Annotated in this window: 19 protein-coding genes and 1 tRNA gene; 10 read left to right on the top strand and 10 right to left on the bottom strand. The window is 57.1% G+C overall.

What is annotated here, in order from left to right:
• Positions 1–101 precede the first annotated feature (101 nt).
• From BQ5361_RS06060 to BQ5361_RS06075, 5 genes are all read left to right on the top strand, one after another.
• Positions 102–677 carry an ATPase gene (locus BQ5361_RS06060; RefSeq protein ID WP_022062792.1) on the top strand — a complete coding sequence of 192 codons (576 nt, stop codon included), beginning with the start codon at positions 102–104 and terminating at the stop codon, positions 675–677.
• A complete protein-coding gene (locus BQ5361_RS10870) occupies positions 670–828 on the top strand; it encodes a hypothetical protein (protein WP_022062791.1) in 159 nt (52 codons plus the stop codon). Before BQ5361_RS06060 ends, BQ5361_RS10870 begins: the two co-directional genes overlap by 8 nt.
• Before the next feature lie 625 nt (positions 829–1453).
• Positions 1454–1870 carry a hypothetical protein gene (locus BQ5361_RS06065; RefSeq protein ID WP_022062790.1) on the top strand — a complete coding sequence of 139 codons (417 nt, stop codon included), beginning with the start codon at positions 1454–1456 and terminating at the stop codon, positions 1868–1870.
• Positions 1848–3134 (top strand): DUF3440 domain-containing protein, encoded by a 1287-nt coding sequence (locus tag BQ5361_RS06070; protein ID WP_022062789.1) that lies wholly within the window; start codon positions 1848–1850, stop codon positions 3132–3134. The genes BQ5361_RS06065 and BQ5361_RS06070 overlap by 23 nt, the downstream gene beginning before the upstream one ends.
• Before the next feature lie 5 nt (positions 3135–3139).
• Positions 3140–3703: an IbrB-like domain-containing protein gene (locus tag BQ5361_RS06075; protein ID WP_022062788.1), complete on the top strand. Its 564-nt coding sequence runs from the start codon at positions 3140–3142 to the stop codon at positions 3701–3703.
• 122 nt (positions 3704–3825) lie between these two features.
• Here the strand turns inward: BQ5361_RS06075 and BQ5361_RS06080 are convergent, their stop codons facing one another.
• A complete protein-coding gene (locus BQ5361_RS06080) occupies positions 3826–5550 on the bottom strand; it encodes a glycoside hydrolase family 2 (protein ID WP_052131089.1) in 1725 nt (574 codons plus the stop codon).
• A 90-nt stretch (positions 5551–5640) separates the two neighbouring features.
• Between BQ5361_RS06080 and BQ5361_RS06085 the strand changes: the two genes are divergently transcribed.
• Positions 5641–6099, top strand: coding sequence for a type I restriction enzyme HsdR N-terminal domain-containing protein (locus BQ5361_RS06085; RefSeq protein WP_035473809.1), 459 nt, complete (start codon positions 5641–5643; stop codon positions 6097–6099).
• A 73-nt stretch (positions 6100–6172) separates the two neighbouring features.
• Here the strand turns inward: BQ5361_RS06085 and BQ5361_RS06090 are convergent, their stop codons facing one another.
• From BQ5361_RS06090 to BQ5361_RS06105, 4 genes are all read right to left on the bottom strand, one after another.
• Entirely contained in the window at positions 6173–6955 is a 783-nt protein-coding gene (locus BQ5361_RS06090; protein ID WP_022062785.1) for a transporter family protein, read from the bottom strand.
• A 216-nt stretch (positions 6956–7171) separates the two neighbouring features.
• On the bottom strand, positions 7172–7711 hold the full coding sequence (locus BQ5361_RS06095; protein ID WP_022063828.1) for a GNAT family N-acetyltransferase: 540 nt from the start codon (positions 7709–7711) through the stop codon (positions 7172–7174).
• Positions 7712–7713: 2 nt separating this feature from the next.
• The gene (locus tag BQ5361_RS06100) at positions 7714–8967 is read right to left on the bottom strand and encodes an ROK family transcriptional regulator (protein WP_022063829.1); all 1254 of its coding nucleotides are present in this window, start codon (positions 8965–8967) and stop codon (positions 7714–7716) included.
• A gap of 216 nt (positions 8968–9183) precedes the next feature.
• Positions 9184–9630: a hypothetical protein gene (locus BQ5361_RS06105; protein WP_022063830.1), complete on the bottom strand. Its 447-nt coding sequence runs from the start codon at positions 9628–9630 to the stop codon at positions 9184–9186.
• A gap of 323 nt (positions 9631–9953) precedes the next feature.
• On the opposite strand from BQ5361_RS06105, the gene BQ5361_RS06110 reads away from it, so the two are divergent.
• A tRNA-Ile gene (locus tag BQ5361_RS06110) sits at positions 9954–10028 on the top strand.
• 24 nt (positions 10029–10052) lie between these two features.
• Here the strand turns inward: BQ5361_RS06110 and BQ5361_RS06115 are convergent.
• Positions 10053–11072, bottom strand: coding sequence for a DMT family transporter (locus tag BQ5361_RS06115; protein ID WP_081976858.1), 1020 nt, complete (start codon positions 11070–11072; stop codon positions 10053–10055).
• A 162-nt stretch (positions 11073–11234) separates the two neighbouring features.
• Between BQ5361_RS06115 and BQ5361_RS06120 the strand changes: the two genes are divergently transcribed.
• On the top strand, positions 11235–12092 hold the full coding sequence (locus BQ5361_RS06120; RefSeq protein WP_035473807.1) for a helix-turn-helix domain-containing protein: 858 nt from the start codon (positions 11235–11237) through the stop codon (positions 12090–12092).
• Between the two features lie 16 nt (positions 12093–12108).
• On the opposite strand, the gene BQ5361_RS06125 is transcribed toward BQ5361_RS06120, so the two are convergent.
• From BQ5361_RS06125 to gcvP, 3 genes are all read right to left on the bottom strand, one after another.
• The gene (locus tag BQ5361_RS06125; RefSeq protein WP_035473805.1) at positions 12109–12639 is read right to left on the bottom strand and encodes a hypothetical protein; all 531 of its coding nucleotides are present in this window, start codon (positions 12637–12639) and stop codon (positions 12109–12111) included.
• 443 nt (positions 12640–13082) lie between these two features.
• Positions 13083–13619: an FKBP-type peptidyl-prolyl cis-trans isomerase gene (locus BQ5361_RS06135; protein ID WP_022063834.1), complete on the bottom strand. Its 537-nt coding sequence runs from the start codon at positions 13617–13619 to the stop codon at positions 13083–13085.
• Positions 13620–13811: 192 nt separating this feature from the next.
• Entirely contained in the window at positions 13812–16646 is a 2835-nt protein-coding gene (gene gcvP, locus BQ5361_RS06140) for an aminomethyl-transferring glycine dehydrogenase (RefSeq protein ID WP_035473803.1), read from the bottom strand.
• 749 nt (positions 16647–17395) lie between these two features.
• Between gcvP and BQ5361_RS06150 the strand changes: the two genes are divergently transcribed.
• The gene (locus BQ5361_RS06150) at positions 17396–18850 is read left to right on the top strand and encodes a BACON domain-containing protein (protein ID WP_035473800.1); all 1455 of its coding nucleotides are present in this window, start codon (positions 17396–17398) and stop codon (positions 18848–18850) included.
• Positions 18851–18936: 86 nt separating this feature from the next.
• On the top strand, positions 18937–20469 hold the full coding sequence (locus BQ5361_RS06155) for a BACON domain-containing protein (RefSeq protein ID WP_035473798.1): 1533 nt from the start codon (positions 18937–18939) through the stop codon (positions 20467–20469).
• A gap of 127 nt (positions 20470–20596) precedes the next feature.
• On the opposite strand, the gene BQ5361_RS06160 is transcribed toward BQ5361_RS06155, so the two are convergent.
• Positions 20597–22267, bottom strand: a complete 1671-nt coding sequence (locus tag BQ5361_RS06160; protein WP_022063838.1) for a uridine kinase family protein — start codon at positions 22265–22267, stop codon at positions 20597–20599.
• Positions 22268–22359 lie beyond the last annotated feature (92 nt).

Here is a 22359-nt window from a genome sequence, read left to right on the forward strand (position 1 = left end):
CGCTGGCAGACCGGACGCCGAAAAGCGTCCGGCTCCGCAGCAGCTTCGGACAGGCCTCGTTTTGGAAAACCCGCGGCAATCCCTATCTTTGCTCCGACGATATGCCTCATCTCTACATCATAGCCGGATGCAACGGCGCGGGAAAAACCACCGCGTCCTACACCGTATTGCCGGAGATGCTCGGCTGTCGCGAATTCGTCAATGCCGACGAGATAGCCAGGGGACTCTCGCCGTTCAACCCCGGCAGCGTGGCGATTGAAGCAGGCAGGCTGATGCTCCAGCGCATGGACGACCTGCTGTCGGAAGGCACCGATTTCGCGTTCGAGACCACGCTGGCCACCCGTTCTTACGTACGATTCATCGAACAGGCCCATGCCAAAGGCTACTTCGTGACGCTACTCTACTTCTGGCTGCCGACACCCCAACAGGCCGTCGAACGCGTAGCCACCCGTGTCCGGGAAGGCGGACACGACATTCCCCGCGAAGTCATCTGCCGCCGCTACCGGATGGGACTCAAAAACCTGACCGCCCTTTACGCCCCCATCTGCGACTACTGGGCCATTTACGACAACAGTTCGGCAGACACGCAGGTGAAGATGATTGCTTCGGGCGGCCTCTCGGCAACATTGACCGTCGAAGATACGTTATCCTATAAATCGATTGTAACTTATGAGTGAGGTCGAAATCAAACAAATGCAGAAAAAAATCGAGGCTGGCATCCAATTGGCCCGCAAACGTCTGATAGAGAAGACGAAAAAAGAGGACGGAACGTTGGTCGTCATCCGCGACGGCAAAGTGGTGCACATTCCCGCACGGGAGTTGCGGTAACCGTCCGCCGGAATACGGAAAAGCGCAGGACCGCATGGTCCTGCGCTTTTTGCATCCCGCCCTCTTCGCAGTCGAATTCCTGCCGTCTCTGCAAATACGCTCGCCAACCCGTATCTCATATCCTATAAAATCCTCTCGACACCCATATGCGATACGCAGCCACGCACCGTGGCCTTATCATCACACCAAAATACGCTTTACAGGCAAATATCGCAACAAAACAAGCCGTCGGCATAGCGTATCCGCGCACACTGCAAAAGAAATCCGGCATCCCTGCGCACTTCTCCGTTTCTGCTGTATAAAAGGCAATTAATGAACCTTTCCGACCCGGCCTGACAGTCTGTAGCCCGGCAGCACAATAACATAAAAAGCCCGATAAACACCACATAAAACCGTTCATTTCTACAATTACATGAACACTATTAACGCATTTATCGGCAAAATCATAATACGATACGCCACAAACACAAAACGAACAGTTCTTTTCACGTAAAACGAGATGCCAAATACGAAAAAAAACGGTAAAATCAGGACCATAATTCACTTATATAGTCCCAAAACGGAATTAAGAAAATTAACGACCCTCAAAAACGTTAAATTTGATAATTAAACATTAATGACGTTCATGAACATCGTAAAGTTAAACGGCGAAGATACCGAACTGTACCGGCGCGTAGCGCATCTGGTAATGAACCGGGAAGTCCTCGCGAGCAACAACAACTATCCGTTCAAGACATCCTCGGAACACATCTGGTTCGTCGCCTGCGACGACGAAGGCCGCACCCTCGGATTCATCCCCGTGGTGCTCAGAAACAGGAAGGCGACGATAAACAACTACTATGCCGCCGAAGACGACGAAGAGGTATTGTGCCTGATGCTGACACAACTGATACAAGAGTTCAAAAAAGACTTCGCTATCATATCCGTCACCCAGAACAAACACATCCAGGCCTTCAGGCGCTGCGGGTTTTCGGTAATGTTCGAATGGGAAAAATACGTGAAAATGATATACAACGAAGATGACCAGAAAAAACGTTTATGAACTGACCTTAGAGCGTATCGATACCATATTCAATGAATTCGACAACGTATATGTTTCATTCTCCGGAGGCAAGGACAGCGCCGTGATGCTCAATCTGTGCATCGACTACATGCGCCGCCACCACATAGCCCGGAAACTCGGCGTATTCCACATGGACTATGAGGTACAGTACGAGGAGACCACCCGCTATATCGACCGCGTATTCGCTGCCAACAAAGACCTGCTGGAAATCTATCGCGTCTGCGTCCCCTTCAAAGTGACCACATGCACCTCCATGTACCAGACCTACTGGCGGCCGTGGGAGGAGGAGAAACGCGAACTGTGGGTACGCGAAATGCCGGCGGAGTGCTACACGGCACAAGACTTCCCTTTCTACTCGAAAGAGATGTGGGACTACGAATTCCAACTGCTGTTCGCGCAGTGGTACCACAGGCTCAAAGGGGCAAACCGTACCTGCTGTCTGGTCGGCATCCGAACGCAGGAGAGCTACAACAGATGGCGCACGATATACGCGGGAAAACGCACGTCGCAGTACCGGAATCTGGTCTGGACATGCCGCAACAGCCCCGACATCTACAACGCCTACATCCTGTACGACTGGCTCACGACCGACATCTGGACGGCAAACGGACGGTTCGGCTGGGACTACAACCGGCTCTACGACCTCTTCTATCAGGCGGGCGTACCGCTCGAAAAGCAGCGCGTGGCGAGTCCTTTCATCTCGGCTGCCCAGGAGAATCTGGCACTCTACCGCGCCATCGACCCCGACACCTGGGGCAAGATGATATGCCGTGTGAACGGTGTGAACTTCACCGGCATCTACGGTTCGAGCAGCGCCGTGGCCCGTTATCGAGCCAAACTACCGCCGGGCCATACGTGGGAGAGCTACATGTATTTCCTGCTCTCCACCCTGCCGGCCAAGACGCGCAACAACTACCTACGCAAACTTTCGGTCAGCATCAACTTCTGGCGCACGCGCGGAGGCGTACTGCCCGACGAGACCATCGAGAAGCTGAAGGCCATGGGCATCAAGATAGAAGTGGGAGAACGTTCCAGCTACAACACCGACAAGAAACCTGTCCGGATGGAGTATCTGGACGACATCGACATTCCCGGATTCAAAGACCTGCCCACTTTCAAGCGCATGTGCGTATGCATCCTGAAAAACGACCACGCCTGCAAATACATGGGCTTCTCGCTGACCAAGAAGGAGACGGACGACAGGCGGCGGATAATGGAATATTACAACAAAATCTTCTCTTGAAACCGATGAACAGATACAAAAGCCCCGTTTACGACGTCATCCCCGTACCCGTATCGAAGATACGCGCCAATGCCTACAATCCCAACGTGGTGGCACCGCCCGAAATGAAGCTCCTCGAACTCTCCATCTGGGAGGACGGCTACACCTCGCCGTGCGTATGTTACTACGACCGCGAACACGACATCTACGAACTCGTGGACGGCTACCACCGCTACATGGTGATGAAGACCTCCGACCGGATATACGAACGGGAAGAGGGGATGCTTCCGGTGGTTGTGATAGACAAGGACCTCTCCAACCGCATGGCCTCGACCATCCGCCACAACAGGGCCCGTGGGACGCACTCGATAGAGCTCATGACCAACATCGTCGCGGAACTGAAACAGGCCGGCATGTCGGACGCCTGGATAATGAAGAACATCGGAATGGACCGCGACGAGCTGCTGCGGCTCAAGCAGGTATCGGGACTTGCAGCACTCTTCGCCGACAAGGAGTTCAGCATCCCCGACAATGCGTTCGGCACGGCACCGGGCCGCGGAATACAGAACAAGAAGGTTTTTCACGAATGACCGAACCGCCGCCCGATTCCGCAGGGATACGGACAGCGGCGGCAGGAGACGACGACACAACGGAGAGGGCTCTCCGTTTTCGGGAAACAGCGCAACCGCAACCGGCACACGGGCCGGCGGCGTCACAACGGGAATTTCATCTTCAGGACGTCGTACATATCCGACACTTTGCCGCCTTGGCCGGCACCCTGCGACGAGATATCCTTCAGGAGATGCACCTCTACCTGCACGCTGCCCCTGCGCACACCCTCAGGAACGGGCACGGGAATATGAAGCGCCCCGCCTCCCATGAGCCTGAACTCGCCGGAGGCCGTCCAAAGGCTCTTAACCCCCGACTTCAGCACCACCCGGTAGGTTCCCCGGGCCGATGTCAGCTCCATGTTGTTGGCCACGACCACCTCGTCCGAACCGTCCCTCTCCATCGTTACCGAGAGACGGCCCGCAGGCCGTACAGCATCGGGATGCCGGAAAAGGGCCGCGGCATCCATGTCGCTGTTCCACTCCCCCCCGGCCCCGTCGTAGAAAACGGGGACACCGGGAGCCAGCCGCTTGAGCTCCACATAACTTTCGTACAGACAGTATCCGTTGCGCGAATCGTGTGCAGGAGCATACATCACCACCGACGGATGAAGGTGCGAAGCGTAATACATGCGGTGTATCCGGTCGATGTAGGCATCTTTCCATTCGGGAGCGTTGCTCGGATTGCCGCCCACGGTGATACGGGCCGGTTCCCGACTCGTATTGATATCCGCCGCATCGCACACGTACAGCCCCAGACTGTCGCAAAGCGCATAGAAACAGTCCGGCTGGGGAGTTCCGTCTGCAACGATGCAGTTATACCCCTCCGCCTTGAAGCGTGCAAGCTCGGTTGCCGCGGCCCCTTCGTCGCCGCCCATCGCATAACGTACGGCATACAAACCGACAGGCAGGCCGTCGATTAAGAATACTCCGTCAGACGTTCCCGGCGTCCGGAATCCTACCCGAACAGCCGCGTTCTCCACGAACCGGCCTTCGTTCCGGCTGCGTACCAGCAGTGTATAGAGATTCGGAGTTTCATGGTTCCACACGAGCGGGTCGGGTATCCGTACCGTAAAGCGTACGGTATCCCGGCTCAGCATACCGGTAACGATGTCTTTCTGCGACATGGCCACGACCTCGCCCTTCGGGTCAAGCAACTCGTAACAGACGGTATACTCCTTGGGATTCAACAGGATACTCTGCATGACGATATCGAGCGCCACATAACCGTAACCGCCGTCCACCGAAGTCTCGGCAAACAGGTCGTGTATCCGTACCGAGGGCTGCGACAACACCCAGGCCCTCCCCCTCCAGCTTTCCGCATCGCGGCCGCGCCCTTCGCCGATACGGCGGGCCGCCGGAGCCTCGCAGACGATGACCGAAACCGTATTGTAATCCTGCCGGATGAAATCGGTGATATCGAACTCCGTGCGCCCCATACCCGCCTGACTGTATCCGGCCGCCTCGCCGTTTACCTCGATGCCGAAAGAGGAGGGGACATCCTCCACACGCAGCAGGACGGCCCGGTTGTCCCACGCATAACGGACCTTGAACCGGGCCGTATAGCGGACTCCTTCCGGCACACTGTCGCGCTGCCACTCCTCCAGAGGAATCACATAGGAGGATGTACCGCCCGCCAACGCCTCTTCGCGTGAAGGATACGGCACGAGGGCACTGCGCGGCGGCAGTCTGAATCCCGCCTCCACTGCTCCGGGCTCACAGGCCATGGCGGCGAAACCGGGTCCTGCGGCACGCAGGGTTCCGCCGAAGGACGAAAGAAAAACGGCAAAGGCGAAGAGACAACTGATAGCAAGGCGTTTTATCGGCATGGTCGTCAATTTATCGGTGTTTATGCCTTAACTTTGCAGGCAGCCCCGCAAACGCCGGGCGGGGCTAAAATTACTCTTTTTCCGTGAGAAATGGACAGGTATCCCGCACTTAATTTGCCCCCCGTCAGGCTGCGGGCCGCGCACAGGCACGGCGAGGAACGCGTCTGGGACGGTCTGCGGGGCTGTTGGCTGCTGCTCACTCCGGAAGAGTGGGTGCGGCGGCACGTCATCGGATGGCTGTCGGACTGTATCGGCATTCCCGCCGTCAATATCATTCAGGAGTACCCGCTTTCCCTCGGAGGCACACGGCAGCGGGCCGACATCGTGGTAACGGGCCGCGGGCAGCAGGCAGTCATGCTGGTGGAGTGCAAGGCCGCCGACGTCGCGATAGACCAATGCGTCCTCGACCAGGCAGTACGCTACAACAGCGTCGTCCGGGCCCGTTACATCATGCTCACCAACGGTCTGCGCCACTACTTCTTCGCCGCCGGCGACGGAACGGACTACGAACGGCTCGGAACCGTACCCGACCTTGCAGCATGGCTGTAACAACCGCCCGCGAGAAGAAAGGGGTACGGCTTTCGGCCGTACCCCTTTCTTCTCCCGTTTTCCCTCCGACGGGTCAGAAAGTCCGCTTTACCCCTATCAGGAACAGTGCCCCGACATTGTGGAGCGACTCTTTCCTTACGGGAATCTCGGCGAGAAACGTCAGGGTATATCCGCCGCCGAGCGCCTTGCCGACGATGGGCGAAAGGATAAGGTCGAAGCGGTCCCGTGTGAAGTCGTACATCGGCCGCGGCTCGAACACCGCGAAGAGGCCGGAATCCCAGAACTTCGCAATGAACATCCTCACGGTCAGGAGGCTCATGGCAGGATAGTCCGCCTCTCCCTTGGCCAGGGCGAACGAATACTGGGGCTGTGCCGCCACCATCAGCCCCTGATTTATCGTATAGCTGTAGGTCAGCGCAGGCGTCAGGTAGAAATAGCCGTTCAGTCCGGCCGCGGCGTCTATCGCCTGCGAAGCCGTCGGAAAGGCCAAATCCACCGATGCGGCAAGCGCATGCCTGCCGTTATTGTAAAAAGAGTTCAGGATATTCACCTTCATGTTGCCCGCCCCTGTGACAAAGCCCCGGCGGCCCGGTACGTTGTTTATCGAGACGAGGTCCATCCGCACGTTGAACGCCCAGTCGTCCACGCCGAATGTGGCGCTGATACGGTTGTTCACCTGCGCATTACCGGCCTCCTTGTCGAAATACCACGTAGAGAATCCTATCTTGGAGATAATCCTCGTGGGGTCTACACCGGACTGCGTCCTCACCTCGTCCAGCGAGAGGTGCTCTTCGGGTTCCTGTGCGAAAGAGGCGAACGCCGGCAACAGGAGCAAAAGCGTCAAAAAATATTTCATAATCAATCTTGTTGGTTAAACATGCCATTCGGGACGGGCGTCCCGGCCTCTCCGGCAGCCGCATCCCCACACTTTCCCAGGTGCAATAATTATTCCATTGCCGCCCTTTCGCTCTTTCACCGCACCTTGCCGTCAAAACGGGGGCGCCGCGTACCCTTTCCGGTACGCGGCGCCCCCGCGTGAACCGTCCGCCACCGGAACCGCACGTTTCCCCGCCTACACCTTGACGGGATTGACCAGTTGAAGCATGTATTCGTCCAGCCATCCGGTCGTGGAACGCACCCACTCCACCTTCAGACCGACCGTAGTGAAGCCCTTGCTTTTGAAAAGGTTCAGACTGCGCAGGTTGTTGGAGAGCACATTGCAGTAGAGCTGGTTGAGCCCCAACACCTGAAAGGCATACTTTATCATGGAAGTCAGCGCGCACGAAGCATAACCCTGCCCGCGGTCGCGGTCTTCATAGACGAGTATCCCGATGCCGGCCCGGCGGTTCGTCGGGTCTATCTCGAAAAGGTCGATGGCCCCCACGGCCCTTCCATCGCCGCGGCTCTCTATTATCATGCGCAACTGCTTGGTCTCGTAAATGTCGTACTTCTGGTCTTCGATGAATCTGCGGAGCACATATTTCGAGAACGGCGCGACGGTATTGCTCATCTTCCAGATGCGCGTGTCGTTCTCCCACTTGTAGAGCACGTCGATATCCTCCGGCTCAAGGGCCCTCAACCTGACGGAATCCGTTTCGAGAATGTTGTTCATGGCTACAATCCTATTACCTGGTTCCTTATGAGCATGGCTGCGCCGAGGGCGCCGGCATCGCCGCCCATATGCGACAGCCGAAATTTCGTATCCTTGTAGACAAGATTGAGAGAGTATTTGTTGGTGGCCGATTTGAGCGGCAGCATCAGGTAGTCGCCCGCATAGGCCATGTTTCCGCCGATGATGACAAGTTCCGGATTGAAGATATTGATGAGAAAGGCAATGCTTTTGCCTATCTTCTCGCCCGCTTCCTCAATAAGCTCTATCGAGAGGTTGTCGTCGTTCTTCGCAGCCTCGATGATATCGTCTATGCGTATTGTTCCTCCCGAATCGTAGCGTTCGCGCAGGATGGTATTGACACCGCGGCGTATCTCGCTGACCATCTTCTTCTCGATGGCTATACCGGACACCTCCGTTTCGAGGCACCCTTTCTTGCCGCACTCGCAGATAATCTCGTTGTTGAAAAAAGGCGTATGCCCGAACTCCCCGGCAAAACCCGACTTGCCGTAAAACAGTTTGCCGTCGGTGATGATGCCTATGGCCACTCCCCGGCCCAGGTGCAGGTAGAGCATGTTCTTCTCCGTCCGCGAATCACCCGTGAAGTACTCGGCATAACAGCGGGCCCGCGTATCGTTCTCCAGCAACACCCGGATGCCCGTAGCATGTTCGATGATATCCTTCAGCGACTCCGGACTCGAAGTGAAGTACATGTAGCTGCGCCCCGTTTTGGGATTGACGCGCCCCGCAATGCACACCCCCATGCCGAGTATCTTGCAGCGCTCTATCCGGCAGCCGTCTATGAAGCGGTTGATGCGCCGACATATCTCCTCAAGCGACTGTTCATTGTCCGACAGGACGAAATCCCGCTCCTCCTCGCTGACGATGACATTATTCTTGAGGTCCGTCACCACATAACGTACATTGTCGCGCCCGATGTCGATGCCGGCGAAATAGATGGCCGTATTGGCCAGCCCGAAGATATTGGGACGGCGCCCTCCGGCAGTCTCTATCTTGCCGTTGTCCACTACGATGTTCTCCTCGACGAGCTCCCCCACGAGCTTGGTGATGGTCGGAACGCTGACGTGCAGCTCGCGGGCGAGGTCGGCCAGTGTACTCTCGCCGTTGAGCGCCATGTAGGCGATGATATTCTTCTTTATCAGAATATTCTTATGGGAGATACCCTTCAAGGGTTCGTCCTCCTGCTGATTGAAAAAATCCTTAAGAAGCACAGACTGGTTTTTAAATAATACCGGCATCTCCTCCGGCCTATTTTTCTATCTAAGCGCAAATTTAGAAATTATTTTCAATACCTAAAACAAATTACTAAGCTTTTTAAAAAATATTCTAAACAAATTTAAGATATCGCCTCCCGTTCCGAATTTATTTGCGAAACACAGCCTCCTGCTGCAAAAAACAGGGCCGCTCCCCCACAAGGAGGAACGGCCCGAACCTGCCCTAAACGGTACGGTATATCAGAAGGTGAATTTGATGCCGAGAGCCAGGTCGAAAAGACCGTACGCATTCAGATTCATAAAGTTGACCGAAGGTTTGTAATCCAGCGAGAAAGCGATAGGCGCATTCGGAATCTTGTATTCGAGCCCTACGATGGCATCGATACCGATAGCGAATTTGTTGGCTGCGGCGCCGAGATGGCCGCCCACACCGTAATAGAGGTTGAAGTCGTTGTTGATGACGGGCTGCGTCCACTCGTAAAGACCTGCTGCGGAGAAACTGCTCGCCTCATAAAATCCGAACCATGCCATCACTTCGAAAGCGTTGCCCGCATTCAGGTGCTGCTTGTAGGTGAGTGCGGCGTTGCTGCCGCCGGCACGGAGACCGATGGCATGCTTGTAATTCTGGGAGAGGGCTGTACCCGCACACAGCAGCGCGCATGCGGTAAAAAGGATAATTTTTTTCATAATCTTCTTTTTTAAAATTTAAGATAGTATTAGGAATTACTTCAATGATTTCGACTACACAAATATAATGCCTTACGGGGATTAAAAAAAATCACGAAGATTTTTTAAATTTCACCGAACCGGTACCCTCTCCCGGCACTACCGGAACCGAACGGATACTGTGCGCCTTCCGCCCGCATAGCGAGTCGGCAGGCCGGCCCCGGCAAAGCCGGCCTGCCGAAAAAATTTTCCGCTTTTTTTTGCATTTCAACGCTATTTATGTACTTTTGTGCACCCGTTCGGACGACTGCTTCCCTGCATCGGAACAACGAACGGAAAAGGACGGATCCATAGCTCAGTTGGTTAGTAGCACCTGACTCATAATCAGGGGGTCCCAGGTTCAAGCCCTGGTGGATCCACACGAACGAAAAAGGCCGCGACTGTTATCGCGGTCTTTTATATTTATCCGATAGCCGGATTCCGTCGTCCTCCGCACGGCACCCGGCCCCTTCGCCGCCGTTCCGACCCGTTTCATGGCCGTGTTCCGCGGCTTCAAGGCCCGCCCGGCTCGGACTGACCGTAACGAGGTACACCCCGCCGAATATCAATACTACGGCCAGCACCTTCACGACATTGAACCGGTCCATCCCCCAGCAGACGGCCACGATGCTCGCCACGAGAGGCTGTATATAGTTATACATCCCCGCCACGGTAGGCCGCAGCCGCTTCTGCCCGACCACCACGAGCATGTAGCTCAAGAACGTACCGCCCGCAACGATAAACGCTATCGCCCCTATCGCACCACCCCCGAGCGCCGGCCAGTCGGTAGCCGCCACCCCACCGAACGAAAAGGGCAGTACGCAGACGAAGGCGTAGGTGAACATCCACTTCATGATGGTGACGGGCGAATACCTGTTTACGAAATTCTTGAAGAGCACGATATACAAGGCATAGCTACACTGTGCGAGCAGTACCAGCAAATCGCCCCAGACATAACTGTTTCCGCCACCCCGACCCGCCTCCGCCGCATGACCGCCGAGTATCAGCAGCAACGCACCGGCAGCCCCCGCCGTAATGCCCCCCACTTTCTTTCCCGAGACGGGCTCCTTCAGATAGAGCGCGGCGAAGACCATGGCCAGCAGCGGCATACTGGTGGTGATAACCGAGGCATCCACCGGCGATGAAAGCCCCACCCCGAAGATAAAACACCCCTGATTGAACACGATAGCCAGCAGCGAAGCGGCGAAAAGCTTCAGCATATCCGCCGACGCCACCCGCTCCCGCTGGCCGAAAAGCGATGCCGTCCAGAACAGCACCATGGCCCCGGCCACCCGCAGACCGGTTATCGTCATGGGAGTCACCCCTCCGGTTCCCATCACGAACTTCGCCAGCGGCGACATCAATCCCCACATGACATTCGCACCCAGCATAGCCGCATGTCCTCCGATACTTCTCCTGTCCATATCCGTCTCCTACCGGATTCTCCGCACAGATACATCCCGACCGACAGCGCCCCGCCGCAGCAGGATGTCCCGCCAGGGTTCCGTTAAAATCCTGCGCAAAATTATCGCCGCATCCGGCGAATTCATTGTATCTTTACGGCAATTCATTGTACATTTAATGTCATGTGGATAGAAAACCTCTACCGTCCGGCGGAGATTCTGGTGCGGGAACACGAAAGGTTTCCCATCGGAGAACACACCCACTCCTTTTACGAACTGGCATACATCGTATCGGGAAGCGGCAGTTTCAGTATGCCGGAAGGGGTACCGGGACAGTGGAGCGGCGACATCTCCTACGGGACCGGCACGCTCCTCCTCATTCCGCCCGAAAGGCTGCACCGCTTCAAGGTCGGCACGCGCAGCCGATATCTATTCATCCGGTTTACGGGCAGTTATGTGACAGAATATATAGGAAAAGACATAGAACAGGCACTCCGGATGCAGGACGTCCCCCGCATCACGCCCGCCGGGCGCGACGCATCGACACTGCAACAGCTCATGGAGATGGTAACGGCGGAGCAGGCCTCCCCGAACGGATTCTCCGCCCACCTCCAGCAGCAGTGGATAAACAGCATCATCACGCTAGCTGCACGCAGTGCCGCCCAGCACTCCGGCAGCGGAATCCCCGTACAGCAGGAGAACGACCGGGCCGTCTCCATGCTGCAATATATCCAACGGCATATCCACCAGCCCGAACGGCTGAAAGGCTCGGCACTATGTGCGGCATTCAACCTGTCGCCCGCCTACATCGGCCGTTATTTCAAACGTCATTTCCACGAAAGTCTCCGGCAATACATCGTCGAAAGCCGCATCAGGGCCGCGGCGGAGATGCTCTGCAACAGCCGCATGAGCGTCAAGGAAATCGCATACAGGCTGGGATATACGGACTCCTGCCACCTGGTCAGGAGCTTCAAGCACCATTACGGCACGACGCCCGCGAGCTACCGCAGCCGTTACGCTTCCGGCCAGGAGACGCGATGACCCGCTGCGGAGAGGGTCACAACTGCTCCTTCATCTGCTCGAGGGCGAGTACGATGTCGTCCAGCTTTTCGATATGCAGTTGCTGCCCGTCCTCCATGGCATCGGCCGACTGAAGTGCCTGCTCTCCGAGACGCAACAGCCCTTCGAGGCTCCGGGTATGTTCCTCGCCCAGTGCCGCAACGCTGTCCCGCAATGCGGCGGCCGTTTCACGAAGCGCCCCGCTGTCCGCAAGCAGGGCATCGAGCTTCTCCCCCACACGCGCCAGTTCCTCCCCGACGGCCGTAAGCCTCTCGACGATGCGGTCGGCCTCCGTCATGGGCGCATAACGGGTATAACCCGTGTAGGGACGCACGTACAGATATACGGTGTCCTCGCGGTCCATTCCTCGCTCCGGGTACATGACGTTATCCACGTAATACATGCTGTCCTCCTCGTCCCTGCGGCGACCGCCGGTCCAGACGATGCTTCCCGGAGCGGGAATGTGCGATAGTTCGACCGTCGGGCCGGACTCCCAGCCGTCGGTATAAAACAGAAGCGTGAACTTCATAACCTCTTCCCATTAAATGGTCTCACCGTCGGATACATCCCTACGGAGACCGAAACAGCGATAAATATAATCAATTTCCCGCGATTCGCCGCCGCGGGGTAGCGGAGCCCCTCCGACAGGCGGCCGAAAGAGGACAAACCGTCCTCGGATGTACCGTATATACCGCAGTCGCTCCGACCGGAACCGGAACGCACCGCCACCGGACCGCGCCGAAGACACCCGTCCTGTCCCGCCAGAATCTCCCCGACCGGCCGCATCCGGCAGGCCGAAACGGCCGCCCGAAATCCGCCCTCGTTCGTACCGCATACCGTAATCGTCCCACCGGAATCCGCACCAGACACAATGCTCCGCATTCGGGAAGACCGTCCTCACCCGTTGCCATAAACGAATTCGGCCCAACGCTGGTCGTTGGGCCGAAAAACCGAAAACGCGAAAGCATTCCGTCAGCAGCAGGCTCCGCCGCTGCAGTCGTCGCAGCCGTCGCCGCTGCATCCACAGCTGCACCCGCCGTTGTGGGCATGGGGATAATCCTCATCGGTCGCCTCGCGTACTCCCACTATCTCGCCTGCAAAGTTGAGCGTCTTGCCGGCCATGGGGTGATTGAAATCCATCTTCACCTTGTCGCCGTCTACCGAAGCCACGACGCCGATGAGGCGCATTCCGTCGTTGGTCATCATGGGAATCTGGTTGCCGACCGTCAGCAGCCCCTCCTCCACCTGACCGTCCACTTCGAACGTGGAACGGGGCAGTTCAATCACCATATCGGGATTGGGCAGACCGTAACCGTTCTCCGGGGTGAGCGTAAACTCGAACTTCTCCCCGGCACTGAGGCCATCGATGTTCTTCTCGAATTCGGGCAGCAGGTATCCTGCACCGAACACGAATCCGAGCGGATTCTCGGCCGTAGCCGAATCGGCCACACTGCCGTCCACGGTAAGCGTATAGCTCAACGTCACAAATTTCTTTTCTCCGATTTTCATTTCAATAATTACTATGTTTTACAGCCGTTCGCAACCCTATCATAACGTTCGGAACGACCGGTAAAGTATATGTCCCGGCCGTCCTCCGCCGTGGCTGCGCCGCACCGCATAAATATGCCTGCCCCGAACCCGCCGCCGAGACGGCCGACGCAGTACAGAGAACGTCGCCCGCCGCGGCGGGCGACGCATGAATCAGAATTCGCAGCAGGTGCAGACGAGGTTCCTGTCGCCGTAACCGTTGTCGATTTTGGAGACGTAGGGGAAGAACTTCGCCCGCGATATCCATTCGAGCGGATAGGCGGCCTGCATCCGGGTATAGGGATGGTTCCATTCGCCGGCCACTTCGAGCGCGGTGTGCGGTGCATTCACCACCACGTTGTCCTCGTGGTTTTCGATGGCTTCGCATTCGCGCTTGATGCTGACGAGCGCCTCCATGAAGCGGTCCATCTCCTCCTTGGATTCGCTCTCGGTAGGCTCTACCATCAGCGTATCGTGCACGGGGAAGGAGAGCGTCGGGGCGTGGAAGCCGTAGTCCATCAGACGACGGGCGATATCCGCTACCTCGACACCGTAGTCCTTGCGGAAGTTCTGCAGGTCGAGAATCATCTCGTGACCCACACGGCCGTTCTCGCCGGTATAGTAGGTGCGGAATTCGCCCTCGAGCGCCTTGGCCATGTAGTTGGCATTCACTATCGCCATCTCGGTAACACGGCGCAGTCCGTCGGCTCCGAGCATCTTGATGTATCCGTAGGTGATGGGCAGCAGCAGGGCATTGCCGTAGGGCGATGCGAACACGGCCGTGATGCCCTCCTCGCCACCGGTCGGGACGACCGAGTGCGACGGGAGGAATTTGACGAGGTGTTCCGCCACGCATATCGGGCCTACGCCGGGACCGCCGCCGCCGTGAGGCATGGCGAAGGTCTTGTGCAGGTTCAGGTGGCATACGTCGGCACCGATGTAACCGGGGTTCGTAAGGCCCACCTGTGCGTTCATGTTGGCGCCGTCCATGAAGACCAGACCGCCCGCATCGTGTACGGCATCCACGAGCTCGCGTATCTTGCTTTCGAAGACGCCGTGCGTCGAGGGATAGGTTATCATGGCACCGCAGAGTTCGGCCGCATTGGCCGCCGCCTTCGCCTTGAAGTCCTCCACGTCGATGTTGCCGTGCTCGTCGCTGTTCACGATGACAATCTTCATTCCAGCCATCGCCGCCGATGCGGGGTTGGTACCGTGTGCCGAAGCCGGTATCAGGATGGTCGTCCTGTACCCCTGCCCACGGCTCTGGTGGTACGCCCGGATGGTCATCAGACCGGTGTACTCGCCCGACGCACCCGATTCGGGCTGCAGCGAACAGCCGGCGAAACCGGTGATGGCAGCCAGGTCGTGTTCGAGTTCCCGTATCATTTCGAGATACCCTTCCGTCTGCGAAGCGGGCGCAAAGGGATGTATGTTGGTGAATTCGGCCAGCGACAGAGGCATCATCTCCACCGCGGCATTCAGCTTCATGGTGCACGAGCCGAGCGGTATCATGCTGTCGGCAAGCGAAATATCTCTTCTTTCGAGGCGTTTGATGTAGCGCATCATCTCCGTCTCGCTGTGGTACTTGTCGAATACGGGAGCGTCGAGTATCTTATCCGTCCGCAGCAGGGCACCGTCAATCGCCACCTTGCCCTCGTCCACCTTGACGCTCTTGGGAGCCTTCTTTCCGGCTGCCTCGGCGAATACGGCAACCACCTGCGCCACCTCGTCGGCCGTAGTCACCTCGTCGAAACTCATCCGCACGGTGCTCTCGTCCGGATAGAAGAAGTTGATATTCCGTGCCAGCGCGGAATCCTGCACCACCGCGGCCTCCGCCTTCACCTGCAGGGTATCGAAATAGTTCCCTGCCGCAACTTCGTAGCCGAGTTCCCGCAGAGCGTCCGCTACCGCTGCGGTATGCGAATGGATATGCTGCGCAATCCGACGCAGCCCTTCGGCTCCGTGATAGACCGCATAGAATCCCGACATGGAGGCCACGAGGGCGGATGCGGTACAGATATTGGACGTAGCCTTCTCGCGTTTGATGTGCTGCTCGCGCGTCTGGAGTGCCATTCGCAACGCCTTGTTCCCCAGCCTGTCCACCGATACGCCGATGATACGGCCCGGCATGTTGCGCTTGTAGGCCTCCTTGGTGGTCATGAAACCGGCCGTCGGGCCGCCGAAGCCCATCGGCAGACCGAAGCGCTGGGCGGAACCCACCGCGATGTCGGCACCCCACTGTCCCGGCGAAGCGAGCAATACAAGGCTCATCAAGTCGCACACGGCGGTCACCTTCGCACCGGCCTCGTGAGCGGCGGCGGCAAATGCCGCATAGTCGCGGATACGGCCCGATGCGGAAGGATACTGCACGATGGCGCCGAACTCCTTGCCGGTAAACTTGTAGGTATCGTAGTTGTCTCTAATTATCTCGATGCCGAAAGGCTCGCTGCGCGTCACGAGTACATCGAACACCTGCGGGAAGATGTCGTCGTCCACGAAGAGCTGGTTGCAACCGTTCTTTACCTGGTCGCGCGAACGCAGGGCGAACATCATGAGCATCGCCTCGGCGGCGGCGCTCGCATCATCCAGCAGCGAGCAGTTGCCTATCTCCATGCCGGTGAGCGAAATGGTCATCGTCTGGAAGTTCAGGAGCGCTTCGAGGCGGCCCTGGGAAATCTCGGCCTGGTAGGGGGTATAGGAGGTGTACCATGCGGCATTCTCGAACACGTTGCGCATGATAACGGCGGGAGTGGCCGTCGGGTACCAGCCCATACCGATGAACGAACGCACCTGTCTGTTCTTGGCGGCCAGCTCACGCACATGAGCCGCGAACTCGTATTCGGTCATTCCCTCTGCGGGCAGTCCGATGGGTTTGCGCAGGCGGATGGATGCAGGAATCACCTGTCCTATCAGCTCGTCCACACTGGAGACGCCGATGACTGCGAGCATCTCCTTCAGGTCGGTTTCCGACACGCCTATATGGCGGTCAGCGAATTTATCGAAAGACATAATCCGGATTATATTTTAAAGTTTTCTATTGTGTTTCCCTGGCAGGTTTCAAACAGTTTGCAAATATAGCGAAATTATTCGATGAAAAACCGAAAGCGCCCGTCGGACGGAAGCCCGGTCCACGGCCGCACCGCTGTTCGGTCGAGACAAATATATCGAATATATCCGAATCGGACATATCCGACGGATAAAGAGTAACGGATACCGGCCCGGCCTGCAGAGAAGCTGCCGGTTCCTGCGACAAAAAAGATAGCAAAATAAAAATATCGGAGAAACGGTTCGGCAGAGGGCCGGTATCCGAACCGCGGTCGCACCGCCATACAATTAGGATAGGCCCAAACCCCGTCCGGACGGCCGCACGCTCCCCTGCCGCCCTGTATGTCGCAGAACAGCGCAATCCCTGCCCGCCCAATCTCCGCTCTTCGAAGGCCGTCTCCCCGACACGCCGGACAATTTCCGTCACAAAACCATTGTCCGGCTCCGCTCACTTTTCAGGCTGTCCGAGACAAGAACGGCCCGGTATGCCGAATCTCCGCTTTCCGGACTGTTTCCCGCAACACCTCACACAGACGACCGACCGGCAAAAGTCCCAAACTTCGCTTTCTGCGTTCACAACAACATGTTTTCCGAAAATTGTAATATTAAATTTTATTTGAACACTTATTTTTGAATTGTACGCATTATATCGAATGCGCTTTTCAATCGTTAACCTTCAATTTCAATTCATCCACTAAAACACACCTAATCGTATGAAAAAACTTCATTTCATCACGCTGGCGGCCGCTGCTGCACTGACAGCAGCGTGCAGCAGCACGGAAACTGTCTACGAGTATGTCCGGCTGAGCGACGCCGCCTGTACCTTCCTCGCCAGCGACAACACACAAAAGAGCATCGAAGTGACGGCATCCGGCGCATGGCAGGCCGACGCCGGCGCCTCATGGCTGACCGTGGAACGACAGGACGACTACCTCCTCCTTGCCGCGGCGGACAACGACAGCGGAATGGAAAGGGTGACCGAAATCGTCATCACCAGCGGCAGTGCGACGGCCGGAATAAAGGTCATACAGATGGCACCGGAGAGTACAATATACCGTTACCGCGTCCTCAAGACTTTCGATATGGGAGCGGTCATGTCCAAGAACGGACGTTACGTAGGAGGCAACATCAAGGAACTGCTGCCCGACGAGACGTGGGAAAACTACCCGACCATCATCGACCTCGAAACCGACGAATGGATACAGCTCGGTCCCTATCCCAACAGTCTCTTCAACATCGAACTGCCCTTCGCCATCTCCGACGAAGGGACGATATTCTTCCTGGATGCCAACACCAGCGCATGCGTAGGCTTCAACCTCGCGGGCGACTACTTTCTGCCCGCCAATGCCGAGGGGCACGAACTCCTGCCCTCGGTACAGAGCATCTCGGCCGACGGCCGCATTTGGGTCGGCTGGGGGCTGGATGACGTACTGGCTTTCGGCGGCATGTACCGCCCGCTGAAATGGACCGACGGAGGCACTCCGGAAGTGCTGCCCGTCCCGGAACTCAATTTCCGTAACGAACCTTACGTGAGCGGAGTGATGGCCCGCGGCTGTTCGGCAGACGGTTCGGTCATTTATGGCAGCACGTGGGACAACCTGGACTACGGCATGCTCTACTGGAAGGACGGTAAGGTAGACTGGGTCGGCAGCGACGTCCGCGAAGTGAGAACCGTCCAGATAGAGAACAGCGTAGGCGAGATGATAGACTCCAATATCGTCAACGGCATGATATGCACGGCGGAACTGACCAACATCAGCCCCAACGGCCGCTGGATTGCCGGGACCTACCGCACCGAGGACTACCCCTCACCGAGGAACTACGTACAGGCACGCTATCCGGCCTTCTTCAACACCGAAACGGGCACAACGACCATCGTAAAGGACTTCGGCGAGGGCAGTGCCGCACACGTTACGGACGACGGGCTGGGCATCATCCTCGTCGGAACCTTCCTGCCGAGTTCGGGCATCGTGTACGACATCGAGAATCAGGTGAGCCTCGGCTCCGTACAGGAATGGGTACTCGACAATTACCACATGGTCATCCCGATGTGCTACATCACCTATATGACCCCGGACAAATCCTCCATGATAGGGTCGGTTATAGAATACAGCGAACTCGGACCGCGTGTCGTAAGCTGGTACATGGCTCCTCCCGTGGAAAAATAGCCCCAAGGGACGTTTCCTGCCGGCGAAAGGCCGTCGGCAGGAGGCATCCCTCATCGATACCTCGCCAACCTTAAAAACAGAAGACAATGAAAACGAAAAAGATATTGCTCGCGGCGGCCGTCGCTCTCCTCGCCGCATCATGCAACAAAACGGAGACCGAAACGAAATCGCTCGAAGTTTCGCCCACCTCGCTCGAATTCGAGGCTACGGGCGGCACGGTCCAGAACGTTACCGTCCAGGCCCAAAACGTAACATGGGAATACTCCGTATCCGCTGCCGCACAGGCATGGATGACCGTCTCACAGGAAGGAAACGTACTCACCGTATCCGTGGCCGACAACAACAAAGGGGAACAGCGGACAGGACAAATCAGGATACAGGTAACGGACGGCAGCAAACTGCCCGCACGCGGCGTAACCGTCACACAGCAGGCCAATGCCAACCCGCCGGAGATGTCCATCTCGGTGAATCCGTCTTCGCTGACCTTCGAGGGCGAAGGTGCTGCCCCGCAGGAGGTGACCGTAACCTCCTCTTCCGAAACGCTGACATGGACGGCGGCGCCCGACGAAACATCCGGTGAATGGATAACGGTCGCCGCGGCAGGCGACAAGCTTACGGTCTCGGTCGCCGACAACCCCGACACGCAGCGCCGGTCGGGAAGCGTCGTCATCACCCCGTCGGACGATGCCGCCGACAGCAAGGCCATTCGCATCATACAGGAAGGCAGGATTCTCCCGCCGTCGCTGACCGTATCCCCCTCCGACCCGATAGAGATACCCTATAACGGCATCGACGGCAAACTCTACGTATTGCTGACGGTAACCGCCGAGAATACGGAATGGTCGGCCAAAGCGACAGACGCGGAGGGGAACGCACTCGACTGGGCGACGGCCACCGCCTCGACCGGCGAAGGATACATCAATCTCTCTTTCACGCGCAACACCCAAAAACAACCGCGTTCGGGAATCCTCGTGGTCACCCCTACGGCCGAAGGGCTGAACGAACTGCGCATCCCCATCACCCAGACCGCGGCCCCAGACCACCTCACCACGCTGGACGGTGATCTCGACCTCACAACGCTGGGCCTTGACCACGGTTACTCCACGCTGATGCCGTATGCACCCGACGACACCCTCCAGCCGACCATCCAGTGGGAACTCAACCTCTTTTCCGAAGGGCTCTCCTTCAACCGCAATACCGGTGCAATCGAGGGCTCGGGTCACCGGCTCCACTTCATGCCCGTCACGGAACGAATCGAGATGAACGACGACGACATGTACATCCTCCCCGACGGGGAATACGAAATCGTCACCCCGAAACCGCATCCGGAAGACCCGGACGCAATTTACTACAAGGATGCCTGGACGATAGACAAAGGTACCGAAGGTACGACTACATGGAACAAATACGTAGACTTCTGGTACCTGGAATACCGCGACAACGAAGTCGTCGGTGCAGCGCCCGTCGTATCCGGCACCGTTACCGTAACCAAAATGGAAGGGTTCGAAAACTCCTACGTCTTCGAGTTCGACCTGCTGGACGATATCGGCAACAGGCTCACTGGAACATATTCCGGCTCTATCGGCCTCAACGTAAACGGGAGGCAGCTTCCCGATTAATCCACGGACTCCGACCGCAGGTACCGGTCGAAAATAGAGGAGAAGGCCGCAACCCGATGGTTGCGGCCTTCTCATACACCTTACGGAACATCCGTTCCCTGCCGTCCGGTTCGTCTGCGGCCGAAAGTCAATACCTGAAACTGCTACCGCCTATGAATTCGCGCAGTATAGAAGTAGGAGGAATCTCCGCCGACGATATGTTCAGAAAGTTGTCGAGGAACTTCAGCAGTCTTTTGGCCTCTCCGTATTCGGGCACCGTATTCGGCACGTTGTACAGCAACGGTTCGGCGTAACTGCGGAGCACGGGCAACTCGTAGAAAAGCGACGAATTGAACATGACGTCGGCATTCTCCTGATACGGGAAGATGTACTTGTCCTCCCCCGCCCGCACGCTCGCCCAGCGGCGGAGCGTGGAGACCGCATCGCTGCCGCGCGTCTCGTTATCGCGCACGATGCGGCGAATCAACCGGTTGTCGGTCGTCGGGATACGGTTCATGTCGTCCATCATGATGGAAGTGAAGGCCGAGATGTATATCCGGTATTTATAGGAATCGGGCACCTTTTCCGTCAGCCGCGGATTGAGGCCGTGGATACCCTCCACGACGAGCACCGAACGATCGCTGAGCTGCAGCGGGGACTCGTGCCACTGCCGTTTGCCCGAAATGAAATCATAGCGGGGAATATCCACGCTCTGCCCGTCGAAGAGCTGTCCGAGGTGCTCGTTGAAGGTCTTCAGGTCGAGCGCATCGATGGTTTCGTAATCGAAATCGCCGTTCTCGTCGCGGGGCGTCTGCTCCCTCTCGAGGAAGTAGTCGTCGAGCGAAATCAGCACCGGGTCGAGCCCCAATATCCTCATCTGGATGCCGAGCCGTTTGGCGAACGTGGTCTTGCCGCTGGACGAAGGCCCCGATATGAGCACGAGCCGTGCGCCGCGGCTGCGGTTGGCCGCATAGATGGCGTCCGCAATGCTGGCGAGCTTCTTCTCATGGAAAGCCTCGGCAACCTTGATGAGGTCGCTTGCCTCTCCGGCCAGAACCCGCGTATTAAGCAGGCCGATGTTCGGCACCCCCATCACATCCACCCACTCCTTGTATTCGGTGAAGATATCGAACATCTTCTCCTGATGTATCATCACTTCGGGCTGGTCGGGGGCGGTACGTTTCGGCACGGCGATGTAGATACCCTTGTAATACGGCTTCAGGTCGTACAGCGTCAGATAGGAGGTCGAAGGCGCCAAAGCGCCGTAAAAATACCCCACAATGTCGGCCAGGCCGTACATGGTGACATACAGTTTCGGTCGGGTATCCATCAGCGTTATCTTGTCGTAAAAGCCCAGCCGCGAATAGACCTCCTTGGCCTCCGAGGCAAGCACCTTCTGCCGCGCGATGGGAATATCCTGCGCAATCAGGTCATTCATCCGCGCTTTGAGACGGTCTACATCCTCCTGCGACACTTCGTCCAGTCCCTCTATCTCGCAGTAAAATCCTTTGGAAACCGAGTGCGGAATACGGAACCGCCGCCCCGGAAACAGGTCGTGCACCGCCTTCTGCAAGGTGAAGAAAAGTGTCCGCTGATACACTCGGATACCCTCGAAATGCGTAATGTCGATGAACCGCACCGAAACGGGCTCGTATATCATGTAGTCGAGCTCCTTTATGTCATTGTTCACATACGCCGCAAGATAGGGCAGGTCGGGTTCCGGAAGCATCCGGATGATATCCGAAAGCCTCGTTCCCCACTCCACCATCATGTTGGCACCGTTGTTTTCACACGCTATACCGACCAGATTGCCATTCATATCAAAAAATCTTCGTTCACATTGATTAACGCCGGATATGCACATTCCGTACATTTCCCGTACAAAAATACGATAATCCCCAAAGAGTGTAC

It is taken from the genome of Tidjanibacter massiliensis, from assembly GCF_900104605.1.
In the GTDB taxonomy this organism is placed as follows: domain Bacteria; phylum Bacteroidota; class Bacteroidia; order Bacteroidales; family Rikenellaceae; genus Tidjanibacter; species Tidjanibacter inops.